Source organism: Enterocloster citroniae (assembly GCF_040545455.1).
GTDB classification, from domain to species: domain Bacteria; phylum Bacillota; class Clostridia; order Lachnospirales; family Lachnospiraceae; genus Enterocloster; species Enterocloster citroniae.
Genome location: NZ_JBEPLZ010000002.1, coordinates 212251 through 233621 on the forward strand (window position 1 = coordinate 212251; position 21371 = coordinate 233621).

A 21371-nucleotide genomic window follows, 5' to 3' on the forward strand; every position below is an offset into this window, starting at 1 on the left:
TGTATCTGAAAATGATAGGAGAGAGCTATGTTTACAAAGAGAATTATCCCATGTCTGGATGTGAATAACGGACGTGTTGTAAAAGGCGTAAATTTTGTGAATCTCAGGGATGCGGGTGATCCGGTGGAGATCGCTGCGGCCTATGACAAGGCCGGGGCGGATGAGCTTGTATTCCTGGATATCACCGCTTCCTCAGACAACCGGGGGACCGTGGTGGATATGGTGCGCAGGGTGGCTGAGACCGTGTTCATTCCATTTACGGTGGGAGGAGGGATCCGCACAGTGGAGGATTTCCGCATGCTCCTTCGGGAAGGGGCGGACAAAATTTCCATCAACTCCTCGGCTATCGACCGCCCGCGGCTGATCAGCGATGCGGCGGACAAATTCGGCCGTCAGTGCGTGGTGGTGGCCATTGACGCCCGGCGCAGGAAAGACGGATCCGGTTGGAACATATTCAAACACGGCGGACGGGTGGATGTGGGCATTGACGCAGTGGAATGGGCCATGGAGGCGGACCGCCTGGGAGCCGGGGAGATCCTTCTCACCAGCATGGACTGTGACGGCACCAAAGGGGGGTATGACAATGAACTCACTGCCCTGATCGCTGAAAATGTCTCAGTTCCCGTCATTGCCTCAGGGGGGGCCGGGACAATGGAGCATTTCTATGATACGCTGACAAAGGGAAAAGCAGATGCAGCCCTGGCCGCCTCCCTGTTTCATTACAAAGAACTGGAGATAGGGGATCTGAAGGAGTATCTGGCGGGAAAAGGGATATGTGTGCGGTTGTGAGGGCATTGTGACAAGTGAGGGATGGGGTTCACCGGCGGGTTCTGCCCGCCGGTATTTTTATGGGATGTTTTTCATCCATATTTCCTCATTGACATTTACGTGGTAATTTGATATAGTGATTTTGGGAACGTTCCCAAAATGATTCTGTTTGATCCGAAGGAGATTATATATGGACTTTTCAATCTGGGATGTGGCGAAGCGTGCAGGAGTGTCTAAAAGTACGGTATCCCGCGTGCTCAACGGCAATGCGGTTGGACAGGCTTCTTATCAGAAGGTTATGGACGCTGTTAAGGAGATGGGGTACCGTCCTAATTATATGGCCCGCGGCCTGAGGGGAAATTCCAGCAATGTGATCGGAGTACTTTCCCTTGGAGGCATGATGTTCCGTGACCCCTCACTGTGCACCCGTTTTGCGGGAGTTGCAGATGTGCTGCAGCAGCAGGGGTATGACCTGTTTCTGGTACATGATGACTATGATAATTTTAATGGCATTAACACGCCCAAATATATGACATATCTTGCTGAAAAAAGAATTAACGGTTTGATCACCCTGGGTGCAACGGACAGCCTAGAGGATCAGATTAAAAATGCTGCAACCAAGTTCCGCAATGTTGTCTATACCGGTGACCGGATCCTTTCTGATAAGGGATTCAGGGTGTATCTGGGCAACTATAATTACAGCTATGACCTGTTTCACTTACTTCTTGAATATGGTCATCGCCGGATCTTAATGATATACCGTGACAATAACAAGCTTCTTCTCAGCCGCAGGGAAGCTGCGCTTAAGGATGCGGCCGGAAGCCTTTCCATTTCTGGTGAGGTGCATTGTCAGTTTTATAATCCCTATGAAGATACCGGATATTCTGCGAAAACATCTAAATTGCAGGAAGCCATTTACCATACCTATAGGTCTGGTGATTTTACGGCTGTTTTTGCCGATGAGTCAATTGACACCCGCACAATACTGGGGGCCTTTGCAAAGCATGAAAAGGTTTTGGGAAAGGACTATTCCCTTGTTACCATTGAAGGAGGTCTTGAGATCAACCAAAGCGGCGTTGATTCCATTACCTCTGTCCATTTGCCTGATTATGACTACGGAAAACGTATTGCTGAACTGATGATCGAGGTCATTGAGGATGACACTCTTGAATATAAAGATGTGTACATGTCCTACTCTCTGACAAAAGGAAATTCTGTCAGAAGATTACTTTTATAGGTTTATTTTTGCTTTTTCTGGGAACGTTCCCGAAAAAGTTTAAATAAGATCTGCGTTCCGGAACCGCAGTTTCTACTAAAATAATTAAGGAGGATCGTTTTTATGCAAACAAAGGGAAGATTCCATTATGCATTTGCTGTTGCGGCAGCATATTGCCTGGTTATTCCGGCTATCTATCTGTTCAGTAATCCTTTCAGCATGTATATGGTGCCTATCGTAGAAGATCTTCATATTTCCCGGGGTACATACTCATTGCACCAGACCATTCACGAAATCATATCTGCAATTGCCTACTTCTTGTATGTCAAGGCCCAAAAAAGGTTTGGCCTGCGGGAACTGGCAACCATGGGGCTGCTTTGCGCCGCGTTATCGGCTGTTTGCTACGCAGTTGCACACAGTGTGCCTCTTTTGTTCCTTGGAGGTGCCTTTTCAGCTCTGATCTGGCCTCTTTCCAGCCAGGTTACAGCGGGAAGTATTGTAAATAACTGGTTTGCCAAGAAAAGCGCTACCGTGATTTCCGTTATTTTCGGGTGTGGAAATATTGCAGGCTTTTTTAATGCCAAGATCATTGCTTACTGGATCAGCCATTACGGCTGGAGGCGGTCAATGCTTTACACCATGGCGGTTATGCTGGTGGTGGCTGTCATCGCATATGCGGTAATCCGCAGCCATCCCAGCGAAAAGGGCCTTCACGCATGGGGGACTCCCCAGGGCGGGGAACAGTCTGATGAAGTAGAGGAGGATGACCCTTCAAAGCTTCCTGGCGCGGATTTTAATACGTCCATGAAAAATATTAAGCTTTACAGCGCGTACGCCTGGTGTTTTATCACCGGCATCATTGTATATCCGGTGGTTGGTATTTTTTCCGCCCAGCTTACGGATATTGGCCTGGATGCCGCCGCGATCAGCAATGCGGTGGGGATCATGAGCATCGGCTCCCTGGTTCTTCTGATCCCATTGGGACAGGTGATCGACAGATGGGGGATCCGGCCGGCTACCGTGGCCTGTGTATTGTCCTACCTGGGAACCATCGCCTTGCTGCTCACCGTATCCCCGGCGACTCCGGTTCTCGCAACGGTTGCCGGATTCCTCATGGGGGCTGCGATCCTTCTTTTTACGATCCTCCCGCTGTTTATGAAAGAAGTGTTCGGATTCCGGGAATTTGCAAAGTTTATGAGCTATTCTGTTATTTTCCGCACGGTGGGAAATGCGATCGGTTCGCCGATGTTAAACTTTGTGTATGATTACGCTGGTTCTTACCGGATCGTCCTGCTGGTGTTTGCAGGGATCTCGCTGCTGCTATTACTTTTTGGCTGCATAGCCACCAGCAAAAAGAACCCCTTGTGGGTGGAAACCCGTCCGGGATATCCGGGATATGTTGAAAACTAAATAAAAAACCATAAAAGGAGATATCACTATGCAGTACACGCGTTTATTAGGAAAATATGCTTCTGAACTGAAATATGAGGATCTGCCCGCCGAAGTCATTGAACAGGCTAAAAAGATCACGCTGCACACCATTGCGGTTGCCATTGCAAGCATGAATGTACCCACTGCGCAAAAGGCCGTGGAAATGGTGCGCAGAAAAGGCGGGACTCCTGAGGCAACTGTCTGGGGAACCGATCTGAAGGTTCCTGTGGAAGAAGCAGGCTTTGCCAATGGTACGACCGCGGATACTCTGGACTGGGAGGATTGTACCTGGACCGGACATGCGTCAGCCGGGGCGATACCGGCAGCCTTTGCCATGGCGGAACAGCAAAAGGCATCGGGAAAAAGGTATCTGGAGGCGGTGGTTGCGGCTTATGAAGTGTATCAGCGCATTGCGATGTCCGTGCAGCCGGACCTGTCCAATTACTTTGGAAAAGGAAAAGGCTGGGGGCTTGTGTGCTGGCAGATTTTTTCCTCCACTGTTGCGGCCGGCAAAATACTTGGGTTTGACGGAGATCAGATCGCGGCAGCCATTACAAAAGGCGCTTATCTTACCCCTCTTACCCTTGGTGATACCGGACTGACGGACACGTATCATGTGGCCCACGGGGTTTCTGCAAGATGCGGTATCAACAGCGCGCTGTTGACCAGCATCGGATTCGAGCCTTATCTGGATGGGCTGGATGGAAACAGCGGTTTCTGGAGACAGATCTGTGACCGTGTTGACTGGGATTGGCTGGATCGGGATTTGGGCAAAGATTACCTGATCATGCAGACCCTTCTGAAACATTGGCCTGTAAATGTATGGATCGAAGCGCCTCTGGACGGACTTGATAATCTTTGCAGAAAGTACCAGTTCCGGACAGAGGAGATTGCTAAAATACGCGTGTCGCCCCAGCTTGACATCTATACGGATAAAGGGATGAGCAGGCCGTATGTGTTCATGCAGGCGCAATACAGTGTTCCCCATTGCTTTGCAGCTTATTTGGACAATCCATTTCCGTCCGAAAACTGGTTTACCCAGGAGAGCAGACAGCCGGAAGGGCGTATTGCAGAACTGTCGCGCCTGGTTGAGTTTTTTGGCCCTGAGATGGATCGCTATGAAGCATTTCTTATTTTTATGGATCGTGATTTTCCTGAAACAACAGTTGAGGTCACTTTAAAAAATGGTGCCACTGTCACAGAAACGCTTAAATATCCAAAAGGCCATCCCAAGAATAATTATACCTTTGAAGAGGAACGTGAACATTTTATGGCGCGTACGGCCCCGTATATCGGAGCGGAAAAAGCCAAACAGTTTGTGGATGCAATTGAACACCTGGAGGAATATTCCAACGTATCAGAGGTTGCAAAGTACCTGATCCGGGAATAAGAACGGTATTGCAGCCGGAAAATACTGTCCCGGCTTCCGGCTGCAATCTTTCATGGAATGAGGAGGTATCTGTTCATGTCTGGTAATACTCATGATACAAAACAAAAGTTAACTTTTTCCGAATGTTATTCCACGGGCATTGGAATGGTAATCGGAGCCGGAATCATCACAATGACAGGTGTTTGCATTGGTTTTACCGGCAGCGGTGTTTTCATTGCCTATCTCATTGCAGGCGTTGCCGTATTTTTAGCAAATGGTCCCCTTTTGCTGGCAGCATCCGTTTTGCCGCGTACCAGCGGCAATTACGTATATGCCAGTATACTGAACCGGAAACTGGGAGGCATTTATGCCTGTATCATCTTTTTAACAGATGTAACCATTGGTTTTATGGGAGTTTCTTTTGCCAATTATCTGGACAGTATTTTTCCTGTTAATAAGACTGTGATCGCTTTGGTGGTCGTGACTGTTTTCTTTATAGCAAATCTTTTTGGGGGTAAAAATGTGGCAAGGCTCCAGACAGCCCTCAATATTATTTTAATTCTTGCATGGGGAAGCTTTCTGATTTTAGGACTTCCAAAAGTTAATATTGATAATTTTACCATTGACAAAATGTTTCTCAACCGGGCGCAGGGGATGAAGGATTCTGTTACAATGCTGGTTTTTGCAATGGGAGGCGGCCTTTGGCTGACCAACAGCGGAGGGCGTGTGAAGAATCCCCACCGGACCATTATACTTGGCAACCTTGCCATCACGGGAACCGCCATGGTGCTGTTTTCCTTGATCGCAATCGTGGCAGCCGGTGTTTTACCCTTGAGTGAAACCGCAAACCAGCCCCTTACCCTTGTGGCAAAAACAATTTATCCGGGAAACAGTTATCTGTTTTTTGTTGTAGGCGGTGCGCTGATCGCCCTTGCCACGACCATCAATGCCAGTTTCCTAAACACAGCAAATGCTCTGGTCCGCAGCAGTGAGGAGGGATGGTTTCCGGGCATTCTCGGAAGGCTTAATAAGCATGGTGTTCCGTATATGCTTCTAAGCCTGATGTTTGTTATCACCGTTATGCCCATCCTTTTAGGAATTGACACAACGCTGTTTTCACGCATGACCTCAGGCCTGACATACCTGACAAAGATCATTCCCAATGTGGCGTGTATTGCTGTTCTTTATAAGTATCCTGAAATTTGGAAAAACTCAAAGTTTCACATGAGCAAGCCGGCTTTGATTCTATTTTTAATGATCTGCTATACCGCTCTGGGATGGATCGTGTATGAGAATATGAAAAATTATCCTCCTGTGCTGCTTTTTATAGTTGCCCTGGTGCTGGCGGCAACCACGGCCTATATTTTCTGGCGTGAAAAATACCAGATCAAAATTAAAGAGGAACAAGGTTTCTCCGATACTGAGATCAGATTCTGACGCATTCCAGGCGGCTGATCTGTTTCCAAGTTTTCCGTAAAAAGGTCCGATTCCCCTTCCGGATAGGGGGGAATCGGATTTTTTATGGGAATTAATCCATTCCCATGTCCAAATTCCTCAAATCTTTGACAAATATTTTGTATATATCCGTTGTTTCCTTTGTATTCCTATGCTAAAATATGAAAATATGGATAATTATGTAGAAGAAAAGGAGATGCAGAAGATGGCCGCAATATCCAATGATTGGCTGCAGCCCTTAAGCAGTGAATTTAAGAAAGATTATTACAGGAAACTGTACCAGACCGTAAAGCACGAGTATGAGACCAGGAAGGTATTCCCGGCTCCTGATGATATTTTTAATGCATTTGCCTTCACGCCTCTGGCTGATGTGAAAGTGGTGATCCTGGGGCAGGACCCGTACCACAATGACGGACAGGCCCACGGCCTGTGTTTTTCCGTGAAGCCGGATGTGGAGATCCCGCCTTCCCTTGTGAACATTTATCAGGAACTCCATGATGACCTGGGATGTTATATCCCCAATAACGGTTATCTGAAAAAATGGGCGGATCAGGGCGTTATGCTGCTGAACACTGTTCTTACGGTGCGTGCCCACCAGGCCAATTCCCACCACGATATCGGCTGGGAGGAGTTTACCAACGCGGCGATCAAGATCCTCAATGAGCAGGACAGGCCCATGGTATTTATCCTCTGGGGCAGGCCGGCCCAGTCCAAGAAGCCCATGTTAAACAATCCAAAGCACATGATCCTGGAAGCGCCCCATCCCAGTCCCCTTTCCGCGTTCCGTGGATTTTTTGGCAGCAGGCCGTTCAGTAAGACCAATGCCTTTCTTGAAGAACACGGCCTGACGCCTGTGGACTGGCAGATCGAGAATCTATAAAACAGGTATAGTGACCGAAAAGATTACATAAAATGTACAGCATGCAGCCGGAGCAATGCAGTCATGCGGTAAGGAGAATTTATGACTTTAGTTGAAGTGTTGAAGATAATTGTATTGGGTATTGTGGAGGGCTTTACGGAATGGCTGCCCATAAGCAGCACAGGGCATATGATACTGGTGGATGAGATCATCCGGTTAAACCAGCCGGATGCGTTTAAGGACGTGTTTCTGGTGGTGATCCAGCTGGGGGCTATCCTGGCGGTGGTGGTAATGTATTTCCATAAGCTGAACCCGTTCAGCCCTACCAAGAGCAGCCGCCAAAAGGATGCCACCTGGGCCTTATGGATCAAGATCGTGATCGCATGTGTGCCCGCGGCCGTGCTGGGGCTTCTCTTGGATGACTGGATGGAAGCCCATCTGTTTAACGCCTATGTGGTGGCGGCGGCCCTGATCATATACGGCGTGCTGTTCATTGTACTGGAGAACAGCAGCGTCTGCTCCAATCCTCAGATCAATAAGGTGGGGCAGATTTCAGCCAAGACAGCCTTTATGATCGGCATGATCCAGCTGCTGGCCCTGATCCCGGGAACCTCCCGTTCCGGCTCCACCATACTGGGAGCCATGGTGCTGGGCTGCTCCAGGGGCGCTGCTGCCGAGTTCTCATTTTTCCTGGGGATCCCGGTCATGTTCGGAGCCAGCCTTTTAAAGCTGGTGAAATATTTTGTGGCAGGCAATGTATTCACCGGCCCACAGATCTTTTATACGGTCCTGGGAATGCTGATCGCCTTTGTGGTCTCCATCTACTCCATCCAGTTCCTGATGAGTTATGTGCGCAAGCATGATTTTAAGTTCTTTGGATATTACCGGATCATACTGGGCGTGATCGTATTGGCTTATTTTGGAATAACGGCATTGGCCAGTTAACTGGTTTGCAAACGAGTTGAAGAAGTGATGCAAACGAGTTGCAGAAGAGTTAAAAAGAGAAAAGAGAGTTGTCCCGCCGGCGTCCTATACGCCGGCCTTTTTATATCTGATATTTACATCCAAGTACGCCCGGCTTCCCCAAGGTGGATTGAAAAAAGTGATGGAAATAATTTCAGCCGGAAACAAAACACAGCGCCCAAACTAACTGGCAGCTGCGGTTTTGCTTCCGGCTGAGGCGATAGTCAGGAATGATTTCCCGCTTAGTCCAGATTATCGGCGATCTCGTACAACAGCCGCTCTGAGTCTTCCCAGCCCAGACAGGGGTCTGTGATGGATTGGCCGTAGCAGTGCTGGCCGATCTTCTGGCTGCCCGGCTCGATATAACTCTCGATCATAAGTCCCTTGACCAGCTTTTTGATATCGCTGGAATGACGGCGGCTGTGAAGCACTTCCTTGGAGATACGGATCTGCTCCTTGTACTGCTTGTTGGAGTTGGAGTGGTTGGTATCCACAATGCAGGCCGGGTTCTTCAGATCTCTCTTGGCATACAGGTCAAAGAGCAGCTTCAGGTCCTCGTAGTGGTAGTTGGGAATGCACTGTCCCCTTTTATTGACAGCTCCCCTGAGAATGGTGTGTGTCAGCGGGTTCCCCGGGCACTGCACTTCATTGCCCCGGAAGATAAAATCATGAGGCAGCTGGGCGGCCACCACGGAGTTGAGCATAACGGTCAGGTCGCCGCTGGTGGGATTCTTCATACCCACAGGCACATCACATCCGCTGGCTACCAGGCGGTGGTACTGGTTTTCCACAGAGCGGGCGCCCACTGCCACATAGGCCATCATGTCGGAAAGATAGTTCAGGTTGTCGGGATAAAGCATCTCGTCAGCGGTGGCCAGACCTGTCTCACGCAGAACCCTCATATGCATGTGGCGGATGGCCAGGATGCCCTCGAACATATCGGGCTTCTTCTCAGGATCGGGCTGGTGCACCATGCCCATATAACCCTCGCCCGTGGTCCGCGGCTTGTTGGTGTAGACACGGGGAATGATGATGAGCTTGTCCTTTGTTTTTTCCTGAACCTTAACAAGGCGTCCCGTGTAATCGCACACGGATTCCTCATTGTCGGCAGAGCAGGGGCCGATGATCACAATAAACTTGTCGCTTTCCCCGGTGAATACCTTTTTGACATCCTCATCCCTCTGCTGTTTGATCTGTGCCAGCTTCTGGTCCAGAGGGAACTGTTCCCGTATCTCTGCCGGAGTCGGCAGTTTGTTAATAAACGTGAATCCCATTTTCTATATCCTCCCATGTATAAATACCGTGCCGTTATGCGTGGGATCGATCTATATGTAATGCCCCCAGCGCACGGATATGTTCCAATGCTTCATTATAGTATAGAAACAGGGATTCGTAAATAGTGAATCCCACGAAAATGTTGACAATAAAGGCATTTCCAAGTATAAATAGAGACATGGCGGTTTTGGGAGACAATACCTGACCGGGAGATAATACCTGCCGGGAGACAATACCTGACCGGGACACGATCCATAGACGGGGCACAATACATAACCAGGAGACAGAACATAACTATGAAGACAGGGAACAGACAGACCATGGGGACGATCATGGCGCTGGCAGGCGGCATATGCTGGGGTTTTTCAGGATGCTGCGGCCAGTTCTTATTTGAGCAGAAGGCGGTACAGGCACCGTGGCTGGTGACCGTGCGCCTTTTCTTTGCAGGCATCCTTTTGATCCTGACAGGATTTAAGCTGAACGGAAGGGAGAATCTTAATATATTCAGAAAAAAACAGGACGCACTCCATCTTCTGGCCTTTGCTATTTTTGGCATCACCTTCTGCCAGTATACGTATTTTATGGCTATCCAGGCATCCAATGCGGGAACCGCCACGGTGCTGCAGTACCTGTCGCCGGTACTGATCCTTTTGGTGGTGTGCATCCGTGGAAAACGCCTTCCCAAAGGCCTGGAGCTGGGGGCCATCGGGCTGTCGCTCCTTGGCACCTTTGTCATAGGGACCCATGGGGATATCCACACCTTCCATATCTCGGGGGAAGCGCTGTTCTGGGGCCTTTTGGCCGCTGTCAGCTCCATGATCTATACCATGATACCAGGCGGTCTGATCCTCAAATATGATATCTACCAGGTACTGGGATTCGGCATGTTCATGGGCGGCATTGCCATGGGAATATTCGTGCGTCCGTGGACCTGCGCGCCGGTGTGGGATACGGGAACCGTTGGCGCCCTGGCCGGCGTGATCGTGGTGGGGACAGCCCTGGCTTTTGGTCTGTTTTTGCAGGGGGTCAGCCTTATAGGCCCTTTGCGGGGAAGCATTATGGGGAGTGTGGAGCCGGTGTCCGCGGTCATTATTTCCGTGTTTTGGCTGAACACGTCCTTTACCCCTGCTGATTTTATTGGGTTTGCCCTGATCCTGGGAGCTGTGTTTGTGCTGACATTTTCACAGAGGCCCGAATCCCTAAAAAAGGCGGATGCAGGGATAACAGACGGTATTTAGGGCTTGACAAAACAGGGAAGCCTGTCTATAATGGGGATAATTTCATGAATTGGCTATGACGGGAACAAGTAATGATCTGCAAAAGCATACAGAAAGCAGCCGGGTGATGAGAGGCGCATGGAAAGCAGGTCATGAATACATCTTAGAGCTTCACACCCAACGGCGGCTGCCCAGTAGGCTGTGACGGATCCTGCACACGTTATCGTGCTAGAGTATAAAGGAGAGGCATGCACTCCAGTACTCGAAGAGGCGGGCAGCGTGAGCTGTCTGTAAACATCAGGTGGTAACACGGAGCACATGGCTTCGTCCTTTTGAATCAAGAGGACGGGGCTTTTTTAGTACTCAGGAAAACATCTCCCCCTCCCGGGGAAATGCTGCCTGATAGAAAAACGTAAGAATCAAGCCCTTGCATGAAACAGGAAATATGATAAAATATTTAGAGTAGGAAGAGGAGAAAACACCATGCAGATTTACGAAGAATTAGTTGCCAGAGGCTTAATTGCCCAGGTCACAAACGAAGAAGAAATTAAGAAAATGGTAAACGAAGGCAAGGCTGTATTCTATATTGGCTTTGATCCAACGGCTGACAGTCTCCATGTAGGGCATTTTATGGCCCTGTGCCTGATGAAGCGCCTGCAGATGGCAGGCAACAAGCCGATCGCCCTGATCGGAGGAGGCACCGGCATGATCGGAGATCCGTCCGGACGTTCCGACATGCGTACCATGATGACTCCTGAGATCATCCAGCACAACTGTGACTGCTTTAAGAAACAGATGAGCCGTTTTATAGATTTCTCTGAAGGCAAGGCGCTGATGGTCAACAATGCGGAGTGGCTGTTAGAACTTAACTACATTGATTTTCTCAGGGAAGTGGGACCCCATTTTTCCGTCAACAACATGCTGAGGGCTGAGTGCTATAAGCAGAGGATGGAGAAGGGATTAAGCTTCCTGGAATTCAACTACATGATCATGCAGAGCTTTGATTTCTATGAGCTGTTCCAGCGCTATGGCTGCAATATGCAGTTTGGCGGTGATGACCAGTGGAGCAACATGCTTGGCGGCACGGAGTTGATCCGCAGAAAGCTGGGCAAGGATGCCCACGCCATGACCATCACGCTGCTGCTCAACTCCGAGGGCAAAAAGATGGGCAAGACCCAGTCCGGCGCTGTCTGGCTGGATCCCAATAAGACATCTCCCTTTGAGTTTTACCAGTACTGGAGGAATATTGCGGATGCGGATGTACTCAAGTGCCTGCGTATGCTTACATTCCTTCCGATTGAGCAGATTGATGAGATGGACCGGTGGGAAGGCAGCCAGCTGAATAAGGCCAAAGAGATCCTTGCATATGAACTCACCAGCCTGGTGCATGGTGAGGAAGAGGCAGCCAAGGCGCAGGAAGGGGCAAGAGCCCTGTTTGAGTCCGGCGGCAACACGGCTAACATGCCCACATACCAGCTGACAGATGAGGACTTTACCGATGGCGCCATTGACGTGCTGGGCGTGCTTCAGAAGTCAGGACTTTGTGCTTCACGTTCAGAGGCAAGAAGAAATGTGGAACAGGGCGGTGTATCCGTGGATGGGAATGCTGTAAAGGATATCAAGGCAGTTTTCTCAAAGGACCAGTTTGCAGGCGAAGGCCTTGTGTTTAAGCGCGGCAAAAAGAATTTTATGAAGGTCATTGCCAAATAAAAAGTCCTGCGGAGTCAGAAGATTGAGAGGAGGGTGCCGGATGAGCGGTTTCAGACCGGTACGGCAGCTGGGAGCATTTGTGGCTGCAGCTGTCCTAAGTATAGGCTCGGTGTTTGTTTCGGAAGCAGCAGCCGTAAAGCCACAGGTGCCTGTATCCATGCACATGGATATCAACAGCAGAAGGACATCCATCTATGATGGGTATTCCACCTATGTGCTTGGCTACAGGGCATCGGAAAGTGATACATTCACGGTTACAAAAGACAGAAACGACATCAATCTTGATGACGTGACAATGAATTATTATCTTCTCACCTATGACGGTGAGACACAAAAGTATCTGGAATGCACGGTTTATGGCCTGAAGGAGGGAACTCATTATCCCATTGTCCGGCCGGAGACCGTGGAGCGGGAAAAGGCAGCAGGCAATCTCTATGAATACCTAAACCGCTGTTATGTGGTGGAATTCTGTTATGGGGATGCCAGGTCGTCCATGTATTTTTCCGTGTTTCCCGAGGAGGATATGAATGCATACCGCAACATCCTTTTGGGAAAATGGAAAAAAGAGACCCGGGGATGGAAATATGAATATCAGGACGAGGTTCTCACGAACTGGGCCCTGATCAATGAAAAATGGTACTATTTCGGCGCAGACGGATATATGAAGACCGGATGGCAGGATTATAAGGGAGATGTATATTACCTGAGCCCTGACAGCGGTGTGATGCGCGCGGACTGTACCATTGACGGATTCCGTCTGGATTCCAGCGGTAAACGAGTGGATTAAAAACATGAAAAAAGCTGTACCCGGCAGGTATGATGTGCCGGATACAGCTTTTTTATTGCAGATATGTGCTGAGAATATGTGCTGAAAATATGTGGTGCAGATATGTTTTAAAATGCCAACAGCCCCAAATGTTCCAGCAGGATCTTAAGCCCCATAAGGATCAGAATGGCGCCTCCGGCCAGCTCCGCCCTGGATTTGTATTTGCAGCCAAAGGCATTTCCAACCTTTACGCCCACCATGGACAGGGTAAATGTGACAGCGCCGATAAAGGACACGGCAGGAACAATGTCAACGTTCAGGAATGCGAAGGTGACTCCCACGGCCAGAGCATCGATGCTGGTGGCCACGGCCAGAAGGACCATGCCGCGCACATCCAGGGACGCGTTGGCGCAGGACTCGTCTTTTTCAAAGGACTCCTTCACCATGCCGGCGCCTATGAGGACCAGAAGGAGGAAAGCCACCCAGTGGTCGTAGGCACGGATAGCCATGCTGAACTTAGAGCCCAGGAAGTATCCCAACAATGGCATGGCGGCCTGGAATCCTCCAAAGTACAGACCCACGATCAGCGCACCCTTCCAGCTCATCCTGGGCATGGCCAGGCCCTTACAGACAGCAACAGCAAATGCATCCATGGACAGGCCCACGGCAATGATGAATAACTCGGTTAATGACATAGCAGATCCTCCCGTTATTGGTTTAATATATGGAATGGCGTATAAAAAAAGACCCATCTACAGCTCTCTTGCCGTAGATAAGTCTCATTATTTAAAATAAAGCCAGATAGAATCTATCAGCGTGTTGACCTTATTACATGCAGCGCATGCCAATTACTCCCTTATCACTTGCTACATTTTACGTGACATTGGAAGAAAAGTCAAGAATAATTCTCAAAAAAGATCTGAAACAGCGTTTAATTCGTTGATTCAGACCATTGTAAAAAAACAGCCCCTGTGCTAAACTGATAAGAACGTACCGATACTGCGGAAAACAGCAGAAAAAAGGAGTATACAGGGAGTTTACGCGAGATGAAAAAGTCATATGAAATAGACATGTGCAACGGTCCGCTTTTGGGCAAGATCCTTTTATTTTCCGTGCCTTTAATGATGTCAGGAATCCTGCAGCTTTTGTTTAATGCAGCGGATATCATTGTGGTGGGACGGTTTGCAGGCAGCAGTGCCCTGGCGGCAGTGGGATCCACCTCGGCCCTGATCAATCTGCTGATCAATGTGTTTGTGGGCCTGTCCGTGGGTGTCAATGTCCTGGTGGCCAAGTACTATGGAGGCCGCAGGGAAAAGGACATGAGCGAAACGGTCCATACGGCCATTACCACAAGTGTCCTCAGCGGACTGTTCCTGGTGGTCTTAGGCCTGGTGGCAGCCAAACCTCTGCTGCACCTGATGGGGACTCCCGATGATGTGCTGAGCCAGTCCGTGCTGTATATGCGGATCTATTTTCTGGGAATGCCTGTGCTGATGCTGTACAACTTCGGCGCAGCGATCCTGAGAGCCATCGGGGATACCAGGCGCCCTCTTTATTTCCTGTTTGCGGCCGGTATAGTGAACGTGGTTCTGAACCTGTTTTTTGTGATCGGCCTTGGCATGGGGGTGGACGGTGTGGCGTGGGCCACGGTTATATCCGAGCATATATCGGCCCTGCTTGTGTTAAAGAGCCTGATGGAAGCGCCCGGAGCCTTGAAGCTGTCCCTTAAGAACCTGCGGATCCATCCCAAGAAGCTGAAGCGGATCATAAAGATCGGACTTCCGGCAGGAATGCAGGGAGCCATATTCTCCATTTCCAATGTGCTGATCCAGTCCTCGGTCAATTCTTTTGGCTCCATTGCCATGGCGGGAAATACAGCATCCTCCAATATAGAGGGGTTTGTGTATACGGCCATGAACGCGGTGTATCAGACCAATCTAAGCTTTACCAGCCAGAACCTGGGCGGCAGGAAATACAGCAGGATCAATAAGATCATGTACATATGCCTGGGGGTGGTCACCGGAGTTGGCCTGTCCTTAGGGCTGACGGCCGTGCTGGGCGGCAGGATGCTGCTTGGGATCTATTCCTCTGACCCGGAAGTGCTGCGATACGGTATGCTGAGGCTGGGGATCATCTGCACCACCTATTTTCTCTGCGGCATCATGGACTGTATGGTGGGAAGCCTGCGCGGCCTTGGTTACTCCATTATTCCCATGTTCGTTTCACTGACAGGGGCCTGCGGATTCCGTGTGCTGTGGGTGTTCACTGTATTTGCAGCATATCATTCCCTGGATGTCCTATATCTGTCATATCCGGTGTCCTGGGCCATCACCGCGGCAGCCCACATGATCACCTTCCGCAAGATACGCCGCAAGATTCCGAAACAGGATGCAATGCCCATGATTTAGATGCCAATAAAAGATGCAAAAGAAAGGTAACATTACTCTATGCTGTTCAGCTCACTTACCTTTGTATGGTTTTTCCTTCCTGCTCTGGCCCTGATCTATTACCTGATGCCGGGGCGGAAACTTAAAAATGCGATCCTGCTGATCGCCAGCCTGATATTCTATACATGGGGGGAACCCCGCTATGTGGTGCTGGTGCTTTTATCCATTCTGGTCAATTATGTATTTGGCCTTGTCATTGCGGGCCTTGACAGAGGGCCAGGTGTGAAAGCATCCGATGAAAAAGGGCCGGGAGAAATGAAACCGGACAGGAAAAGGCTGGGCAGGAAAAAGCTGGCCCTGGCCGTTTGCGTCATAGCAAACATCTGCCTGCTGGGGTATTTCAAATACTTTAATTTTTTCCTGGAACTGGTTTATACCATTGCGGGAAAAGATGGATTTACACCCAGAAACATTCCTTTGCCCATCGGCATTTCCTTTTATACCTTCCAAGCCATTTCCTATATAGCCGACATATACCGGGGCGTAAAGCCGGTGCAGAAAAATATGTTCAGGCTTGCCCTTTATATATCGCTGTTTCCACAGATCCTTTCAGGTCCCATTGTAAGATACAATGAACTGGAACCGCAGATCACGGGCCGCAGGGAGAGCATTTCCATGCACGCCTACGGCATCAAGCGGTTTGTCTGCGGACTTGCCAAAAAGATGATATTTGCCAATATGTTTGGACAGGTGGTGGACCGGATCTGGGAACTTCCCCTGGAGCAGCTGGGCACGGCCATGGTGTGGTTTACAGTCATTCTATACAGTTTCCAGATTTATTATGATTTTTCCGGTTACTCGGATATGGCCATTGGACTGGGGCGTATGTTTGGCTTTACCTATCAGGAAAATTTTAATTTCCCCTACCTGTCCGCCTCTGTCAGTGAGTTCTGGAGGCGGTGGCATATATCCTTATCCACCTGGTTTAAGCAGTATCTCTACATTCCCCTGGGAGGCAACCGCAAGGGCCTTAATAGGACCTGCGTCAATCTGTTTGTGGTGTTCCTTGCAACGGGACTGTGGCATGGAGCCAGCATGAATTTTATCTGCTGGGGCATCTATTACGGGATATTTATCGTGGCGGAGCGTCTGTGGATCGGAACGCTTTTGGATAAGAATCCATATAAGGTGCTGAACCACGTGTACGCACTGGTGGTGGTAGCTTTCGGGTGGCTGCTGTTCCGTGTGCAGAACCTTCACCAGGCCAAGGTCATGGTCACTGCCATGCTGGTTCCAAAGGCAGGCCTGTGGAATCTCCGTATTTTTATGGACAATCGGATCATTTTCCTCCTGATACTTGCAGTATGCTTTTGCGGTCCTGTTCAGCAGCTGTTTCCTGGGCTTAAAAAGCGGCTGTTTGATGAAGAGCGCATGGGGGTATTGGATGTGGCGGTTATGGCATTCCTGCTCCTTCTCTGTACAATGCTCATGGTCAGCAGTACCTATCAGGCGTTTATCTACTTCAGATTCTGACATACATAAGGGAGTACATTTATGATAAAAAAGATTTTGATCGGGGGATTCTGGGCGCTTGTGCTCCTTCCCAACCTGCTGTTTATGCTGGCCGGGGGCAAGGGGGATGGCGGGGGGACGGAGAACCGGACCCTTGCGGAATTTCCTGTGTTTGAAGCGGATACATATGAAACATTTCCCTCAGCGGTGGACAGTTACATCAACGACCATGCGGCTTTCAGAAACCGCTTTCTCAGCGCCAATTCAGTGCTGAACTTAAAGCTGTTCGGATATGCGGATAACCAGGATGTGATCAGAGGAAAAGACGGCTGGTATTTTTTTGCAGGAGGCATGAGCCTGTACGATGCGCTGGGCACGGAGCCCTTTTATCCGGATGATGTTGCATGGATCGGGAATCAGATCATACGGGCGGCAGATTATTATGAGAGCAGGGGGATCCCGTTTATCGTAATGATACCGCCTAATAAAGAAGGCGTTTACAGGGAATACATGCCGGATTGCTACGGCCGCGTATGGGAGGGGAACAGGCCTGCCCAGCTGGAAGAGTATCTCCGTGAACACTCCGGTATCACGGTGCTGGACCCCAGGGAATATTTTAATGCCAACAGGGACTATACCTGGTACTACAAGACCGATACCCACTGGAATTTTGCAGGGGGATACGTGGGAACGCAGATGATCATAGAAGCCCTGGGCGGTACGCCGGTACCCATTGAGGGTGTGACCGTAACTTATGAGCAGGGGACTCCCGGGGATCTGGTGAACCTGTTCCATTTGCCGGAACGGTTCTGCAGTGAAGAGAATGCGGTGGTGACCGGTTACAGGGATGAGCTGACAGTCAATGCAGAGGATGTGAACGGGGATAAAAACATACTCCATATGTCCACCCCGGGAGCTCCGGACAAAAGGCAGATCGCGGTTATCAGGGACTCATTTGGAACCGCATTGATGGATAAACTGCCCAGATATTTTGCAAATGTGGACTTTTACCACTGGCAGGCATTTGACTATACTATGCTGGAGGAGAATCCGCCGGATGCCATTGTGTACCAGATCGTGGAGAGGGATCTGACCAGGATTCCACAGGATGTAGAAAAGATGCTGCCTCCCTTGGACGCGGAATGATTTTTTAAACTACATCTTTTGTAAATGGATAAAATATCGTATAATCAGATGGGATAGCATGTAATGCTGTGCAATACTCAATATAGAAGCAGAAAAGGAGAAGGAACGTACATGAAGATTTTGAATTATGGCTCATTGAATATTGACTATACCTACAGTGTGGATCATTTTGTAAGGGGTGGGGAGACATTGTCGTCAGACAGCATGAATGTATTTTCCGGCGGAAAAGGGTTAAACCAGTCCATTGCCCTGAGCAAAAGCGGGGCTGAGGTTTGGCATGCAGGCGCGGTGGGAACAGGAGACGGGGACTTCCTGATCCGGCAGCTTCAAAGTGCCGGTGTTAACACGGAGCTGATCGCAGTGCTGGAAGGTAAGACCGGACATGCCATTATCCAGAAGGCAAAAGACGGAGGGAATTGTATCCTTCTCTACGGCGGCGCCAATCAGGAGATCACAAAATCCATGGTGGATGAAGTCATGGAACACTTTGAGGCAGGGGATTACCTGGTTTTGCAGAATGAGATCAGCGAGATCGGTTATATCATGGAAAAGGCCCATGAGAAACAGATGAAGATCGTATTAAACCCCTCGCCCATGGATCACAGGATAGGGGAATATCCACTGGAATATGTGGATTATTTCCTGTTAAATGAAATCGAGGCAGGGGATATATGCAATGAGCAGGGAGAGGGAGAAGCGCTCCTTAGAAAGCTGTCCGCCAAGTTTCCGGGAGCCAGGATCGTCCTGACCCTGGGAGGTGACGGTTCCCTTTACTGGGACGGGGAACGCCTGTTAAAGCAGGGGATCTATAAGGTGGAGGTGGCGGATACCACCGCTGCCGGGGATACCTTTACCGGATTTTTTATCGGAGGCCTGGTGCAGGGCATGGATGCCGCTGCAGCTCTTGAATGGGCTGCAAAGGCAGCGGCGATCGCTGTCTCACGCCAGGGGGCAGCTCCATCCATTCCTTCCAGGGATGAGGTAGACGGGTTCTGATCAAAGGGTACACAGAAGAATACATTAAGAAAACAGGTGATCTAAAAAGCCGTCATTCCATGTTTTTGTTTTGCCAAACAATGGAATGGCGGCTTTCATTTTATTTTTGTGTTGTTGAGAACGGAAATAAGATCATTAAGAAAAGCCGTAGGGAGTCACTGTCTACGAAAAACCGGAAATCCGCCACAGGAAGGGGGAGCAATCGTTTGATTATTCTAAAATTATCAGAATATTTAAACAATTAGTACAATAATCAAGGGTGAAATTGTATTAAAACGGAAACAATTGTAATTAATTGGATTTAAATATAAATAAACTAAAAAGATAATAAAAAAATTAAAAAAGTGTTGACAAATAGAATGCCATTTACTATAATGAAGACAACAAAAGAACAGAGAACAAAAAAGAATTCAAGGAACTGTAGACAATCAGTTCACAAGTAATAAAATCCAAGCAAAGGAGGTACGGACCACCAAAGACTTAATTTTAGTTTAATATATAGTAAAAGAAATTTTATTATATATTAGACCAGGAAAAGCCAATCTACTAAAAAGTGAAACGCTCAGGCAGTAAAGTAATTTTAAGTAATTGATTTAAAGAAACAAAAGAATCCAGTCGATTGGGAAACGATTCAAAGAGTAACAGAGTTTCAAAGATTAAAGAAGTTTTAATGTAAATGAGTAAGTTTACAAAGGAAAACCATTTAATATAAAGAAATAAGTTAACAAATTGGAAAGTTTAAAAAGCAATTGCAGTATTTAAAGAAATAATTTAAAGATACAAGCTGTTAAAAAGTGAAACATTTATAAAACAATGGATGATAACATTTTCATGAAACTATCTCAAGAGTATTAATCAAAAGATCAGATATCGGTTTAGTGATATGACGAGAAAGTATCATTAGAACGAATTCAATTAATACCGGATAGTAGGGTACAAAGAAGTAAGGAAAATGGATCAGACATAAGTAGTTAGATGAAGTAGTAAGAGCGAAGTAGCAGATAGTAGAATGGTGTAACAACTTAATATAGAAATAAAAAGAAACAATTGTTTCAGAAAAGTGAGGCTTGGTCCAATGGACGAGATAGTCTGGAGACGAGTATCGTAATCGAGAACGTGGTTAGTCAAAGATTCGATACTCGTCTTCCTTGTTGTTTAGAGCACGTTTGAAACACACACAGTTGAGACATGCTCTGAAGATATGTATATGGAATGAGTGGAATCAGGCGTTTTACAGGCCAGGGAAAAGGAAATGCTGGCAGGTAGGCGCTTTTTTGTTGGAGTTACGCTGTTTTCCTAATTTACAGTCCCTCCAGATCAAAGGGAGGGGTATACTCTTCCCTGGCGCTGCTCTTTTGCTGCATAAACCCCTGAGTCAGACCCAGTTCAATCGCTGTGTCCACCACACGGTTGTACTCGTAGGTGGTGATGCGGCGGTTCAGGCCGGGATATTCGCTGCTGTGGTGAAAGGGGGTATACTGGCTCATAAGGCTGATCAGATACCGGCCTTCAGGCAGATGATCTTTCATCCAGTGAAGCAGGGCAATGGAATCATCCTTGTGTCCGGGAAGGACCATATGGCGTATGATAACGCCCTTTTTCAGCAGGGGAAAGGAGGAGACGCTTTCCTGGCCTGGGAGGTGATCCTGGTCCGGGTTGTGATCCTGGTCCGGGTTGTGATCCTGCCATACAGGGGCGCCGGTCTGACGGATCATCTGCCGGATGGCGGCAGAGGACTGCTCAAAGTAATCAGATGCCCTGGAATACTTAAGGGCAAGCCGGTTATCATAATACTTGAAGTCAGGAAGCCATATATCCACATAGTCCTTTAGGGCCAGAATCATCTCTGTGGTTTCGTATCCGCCGCAGTTGTAGACAACGGGTATGGTAAGTCTGTCCCGCACCATATCCAGGGCAGATGTGATGTGGGGCAGGTATTGGGTGGGAGTGACCAGGTTGATGTTGTAGGCCCCCTGGGATTCAAGATTCAGGAAAATCTGCGCCAGTTCTTCTGCGGTCAGTACTTTGCCGAAATTGTCACTGCTCAGTTCCCAGTTTTGGCAAAAGCAGCATCTTAGGGTGCAGCCGGAAAAGAACACGGTCCCGCTTCCGCCTCTTTCCTGTTCAGGACCGCTGATACACGGTTCCTCCCAGTGGTGGAGGGCAGCCCTGGCAGCTTTCAGCTCATGGCCGCAGCCGCAGTAGCCGGTGGTTTCCAGGCGGTTGACACTGCAGGCCCTGGGGCATAGGGTACAGGCGGTATATCTGTCAAATGGTATGGGGATTCTCTGATTCATGGCT

Annotated in this window: 17 protein-coding genes; 14 read left to right on the forward strand and 3 right to left on the reverse strand. The window is 48.7% G+C overall.

The window, feature by feature from the left end:
- Nucleotides 1-27: 27 nt before the first annotated feature.
- From hisF to ABID13_RS03005, 7 genes are all read left to right on the forward strand, one after another.
- Nucleotides 28-789 carry an imidazole glycerol phosphate synthase subunit HisF gene (gene hisF, locus ABID13_RS02975; protein ID WP_048929818.1) on the forward strand — a complete coding sequence of 254 codons (762 nt, stop codon included), beginning with the start codon at nt 28-30 and terminating at the stop codon, nt 787-789.
- Between the two features lie 169 nt (nt 790-958).
- Nucleotides 959-2005, forward strand: a complete 1047-nt coding sequence (locus ABID13_RS02980) for a LacI family DNA-binding transcriptional regulator (RefSeq protein ID WP_045093234.1) — start codon at nt 959-961, stop codon at nt 2003-2005.
- A gap of 102 nt (nt 2006-2107) precedes the next feature.
- The gene (locus ABID13_RS02985; protein ID WP_007860635.1) at nt 2108-3394 is read left to right on the forward strand and encodes an MFS transporter; all 1287 of its coding nucleotides are present in this window, start codon (nt 2108-2110) and stop codon (nt 3392-3394) included.
- Between the two features lie 28 nt (nt 3395-3422).
- Nucleotides 3423-4805: an MmgE/PrpD family protein gene (locus tag ABID13_RS02990; RefSeq protein WP_045093232.1), complete on the forward strand. Its 1383-nt coding sequence runs from the start codon at nt 3423-3425 to the stop codon at nt 4803-4805.
- 75 nt (nt 4806-4880) lie between these two features.
- Entirely contained in the window at nt 4881-6221 is a 1341-nt protein-coding gene (locus ABID13_RS02995; protein WP_045093231.1) for an APC family permease, read from the forward strand.
- Nucleotides 6222-6444: 223 nt separating this feature from the next.
- Nucleotides 6445-7119 (forward strand): uracil-DNA glycosylase, encoded by a 675-nt coding sequence (locus ABID13_RS03000; protein WP_007860632.1) that lies wholly within the window; start codon nt 6445-6447, stop codon nt 7117-7119.
- Between the two features lie 81 nt (nt 7120-7200).
- Nucleotides 7201-8043: an undecaprenyl-diphosphate phosphatase gene (locus ABID13_RS03005; RefSeq protein ID WP_007860631.1), complete on the forward strand. Its 843-nt coding sequence runs from the start codon at nt 7201-7203 to the stop codon at nt 8041-8043.
- Nucleotides 8044-8303: 260 nt separating this feature from the next.
- Here the strand turns inward: ABID13_RS03005 and ABID13_RS03010 are convergent, their stop codons facing one another.
- A complete protein-coding gene (locus ABID13_RS03010; RefSeq protein WP_007860629.1) occupies nt 8304-9335 on the reverse strand; it encodes a 3-deoxy-7-phosphoheptulonate synthase in 1032 nt (343 codons plus the stop codon).
- A gap of 297 nt (nt 9336-9632) precedes the next feature.
- Between ABID13_RS03010 and ABID13_RS03015 the strand changes: the two genes are divergently transcribed.
- The 3 genes from ABID13_RS03015 (at nt 9633) to ABID13_RS03025 (ending at nt 13050) form a co-directional block, all read left to right on the forward strand.
- Nucleotides 9633-10574, forward strand: coding sequence for a DMT family transporter (locus ABID13_RS03015; protein ID WP_045093229.1), 942 nt, complete (start codon nt 9633-9635; stop codon nt 10572-10574).
- Nucleotides 10575-11036: 462 nt separating this feature from the next.
- Complete coding sequence (gene tyrS / locus ABID13_RS03020; RefSeq protein ID WP_007860621.1) at nt 11037-12263, forward strand: tyrosine--tRNA ligase; 1227 nt, start codon at nt 11037-11039, stop codon at nt 12261-12263.
- A gap of 40 nt (nt 12264-12303) precedes the next feature.
- Nucleotides 12304-13050 (forward strand): hypothetical protein, encoded by a 747-nt coding sequence (locus tag ABID13_RS03025; RefSeq protein ID WP_007860619.1) that lies wholly within the window; start codon nt 12304-12306, stop codon nt 13048-13050.
- Nucleotides 13051-13157: 107 nt separating this feature from the next.
- Here ABID13_RS03025 and ABID13_RS03030 read toward each other — a convergent pair whose 3' ends face one another.
- Entirely contained in the window at nt 13158-13724 is a 567-nt protein-coding gene (locus tag ABID13_RS03030; RefSeq protein WP_007860618.1) for a manganese efflux pump MntP, read from the reverse strand.
- Between the two features lie 351 nt (nt 13725-14075).
- On the opposite strand from ABID13_RS03030, the gene ABID13_RS03035 reads away from it, so the two are divergent.
- From ABID13_RS03035 to ABID13_RS03050, 4 genes are all read left to right on the forward strand, one after another.
- Nucleotides 14076-15437 (forward strand): MATE family efflux transporter, encoded by a 1362-nt coding sequence (locus ABID13_RS03035; RefSeq protein WP_048929817.1) that lies wholly within the window; start codon nt 14076-14078, stop codon nt 15435-15437.
- A gap of 39 nt (nt 15438-15476) precedes the next feature.
- Nucleotides 15477-16949: an MBOAT family O-acyltransferase gene (locus ABID13_RS03040; RefSeq protein ID WP_045093227.1), complete on the forward strand. Its 1473-nt coding sequence runs from the start codon at nt 15477-15479 to the stop codon at nt 16947-16949.
- Between the two features lie 21 nt (nt 16950-16970).
- Complete coding sequence (locus ABID13_RS03045; protein ID WP_048929816.1) at nt 16971-18074, forward strand: alginate O-acetyltransferase AlgX-related protein; 1104 nt, start codon at nt 16971-16973, stop codon at nt 18072-18074.
- A 111-nt stretch (nt 18075-18185) separates the two neighbouring features.
- On the forward strand, nt 18186-19070 hold the full coding sequence (locus ABID13_RS03050) for a ribokinase (protein WP_007860612.1): 885 nt from the start codon (nt 18186-18188) through the stop codon (nt 19068-19070).
- A gap of 1301 nt (nt 19071-20371) precedes the next feature.
- Here the strand turns inward: ABID13_RS03050 and ABID13_RS03055 are convergent.
- Nucleotides 20372-21367 carry a radical SAM protein gene (locus tag ABID13_RS03055; RefSeq protein WP_048929815.1) on the reverse strand — a complete coding sequence of 332 codons (996 nt, stop codon included), beginning with the start codon at nt 21365-21367 and terminating at the stop codon, nt 20372-20374.
- Nucleotides 21368-21371 lie beyond the last annotated feature (4 nt).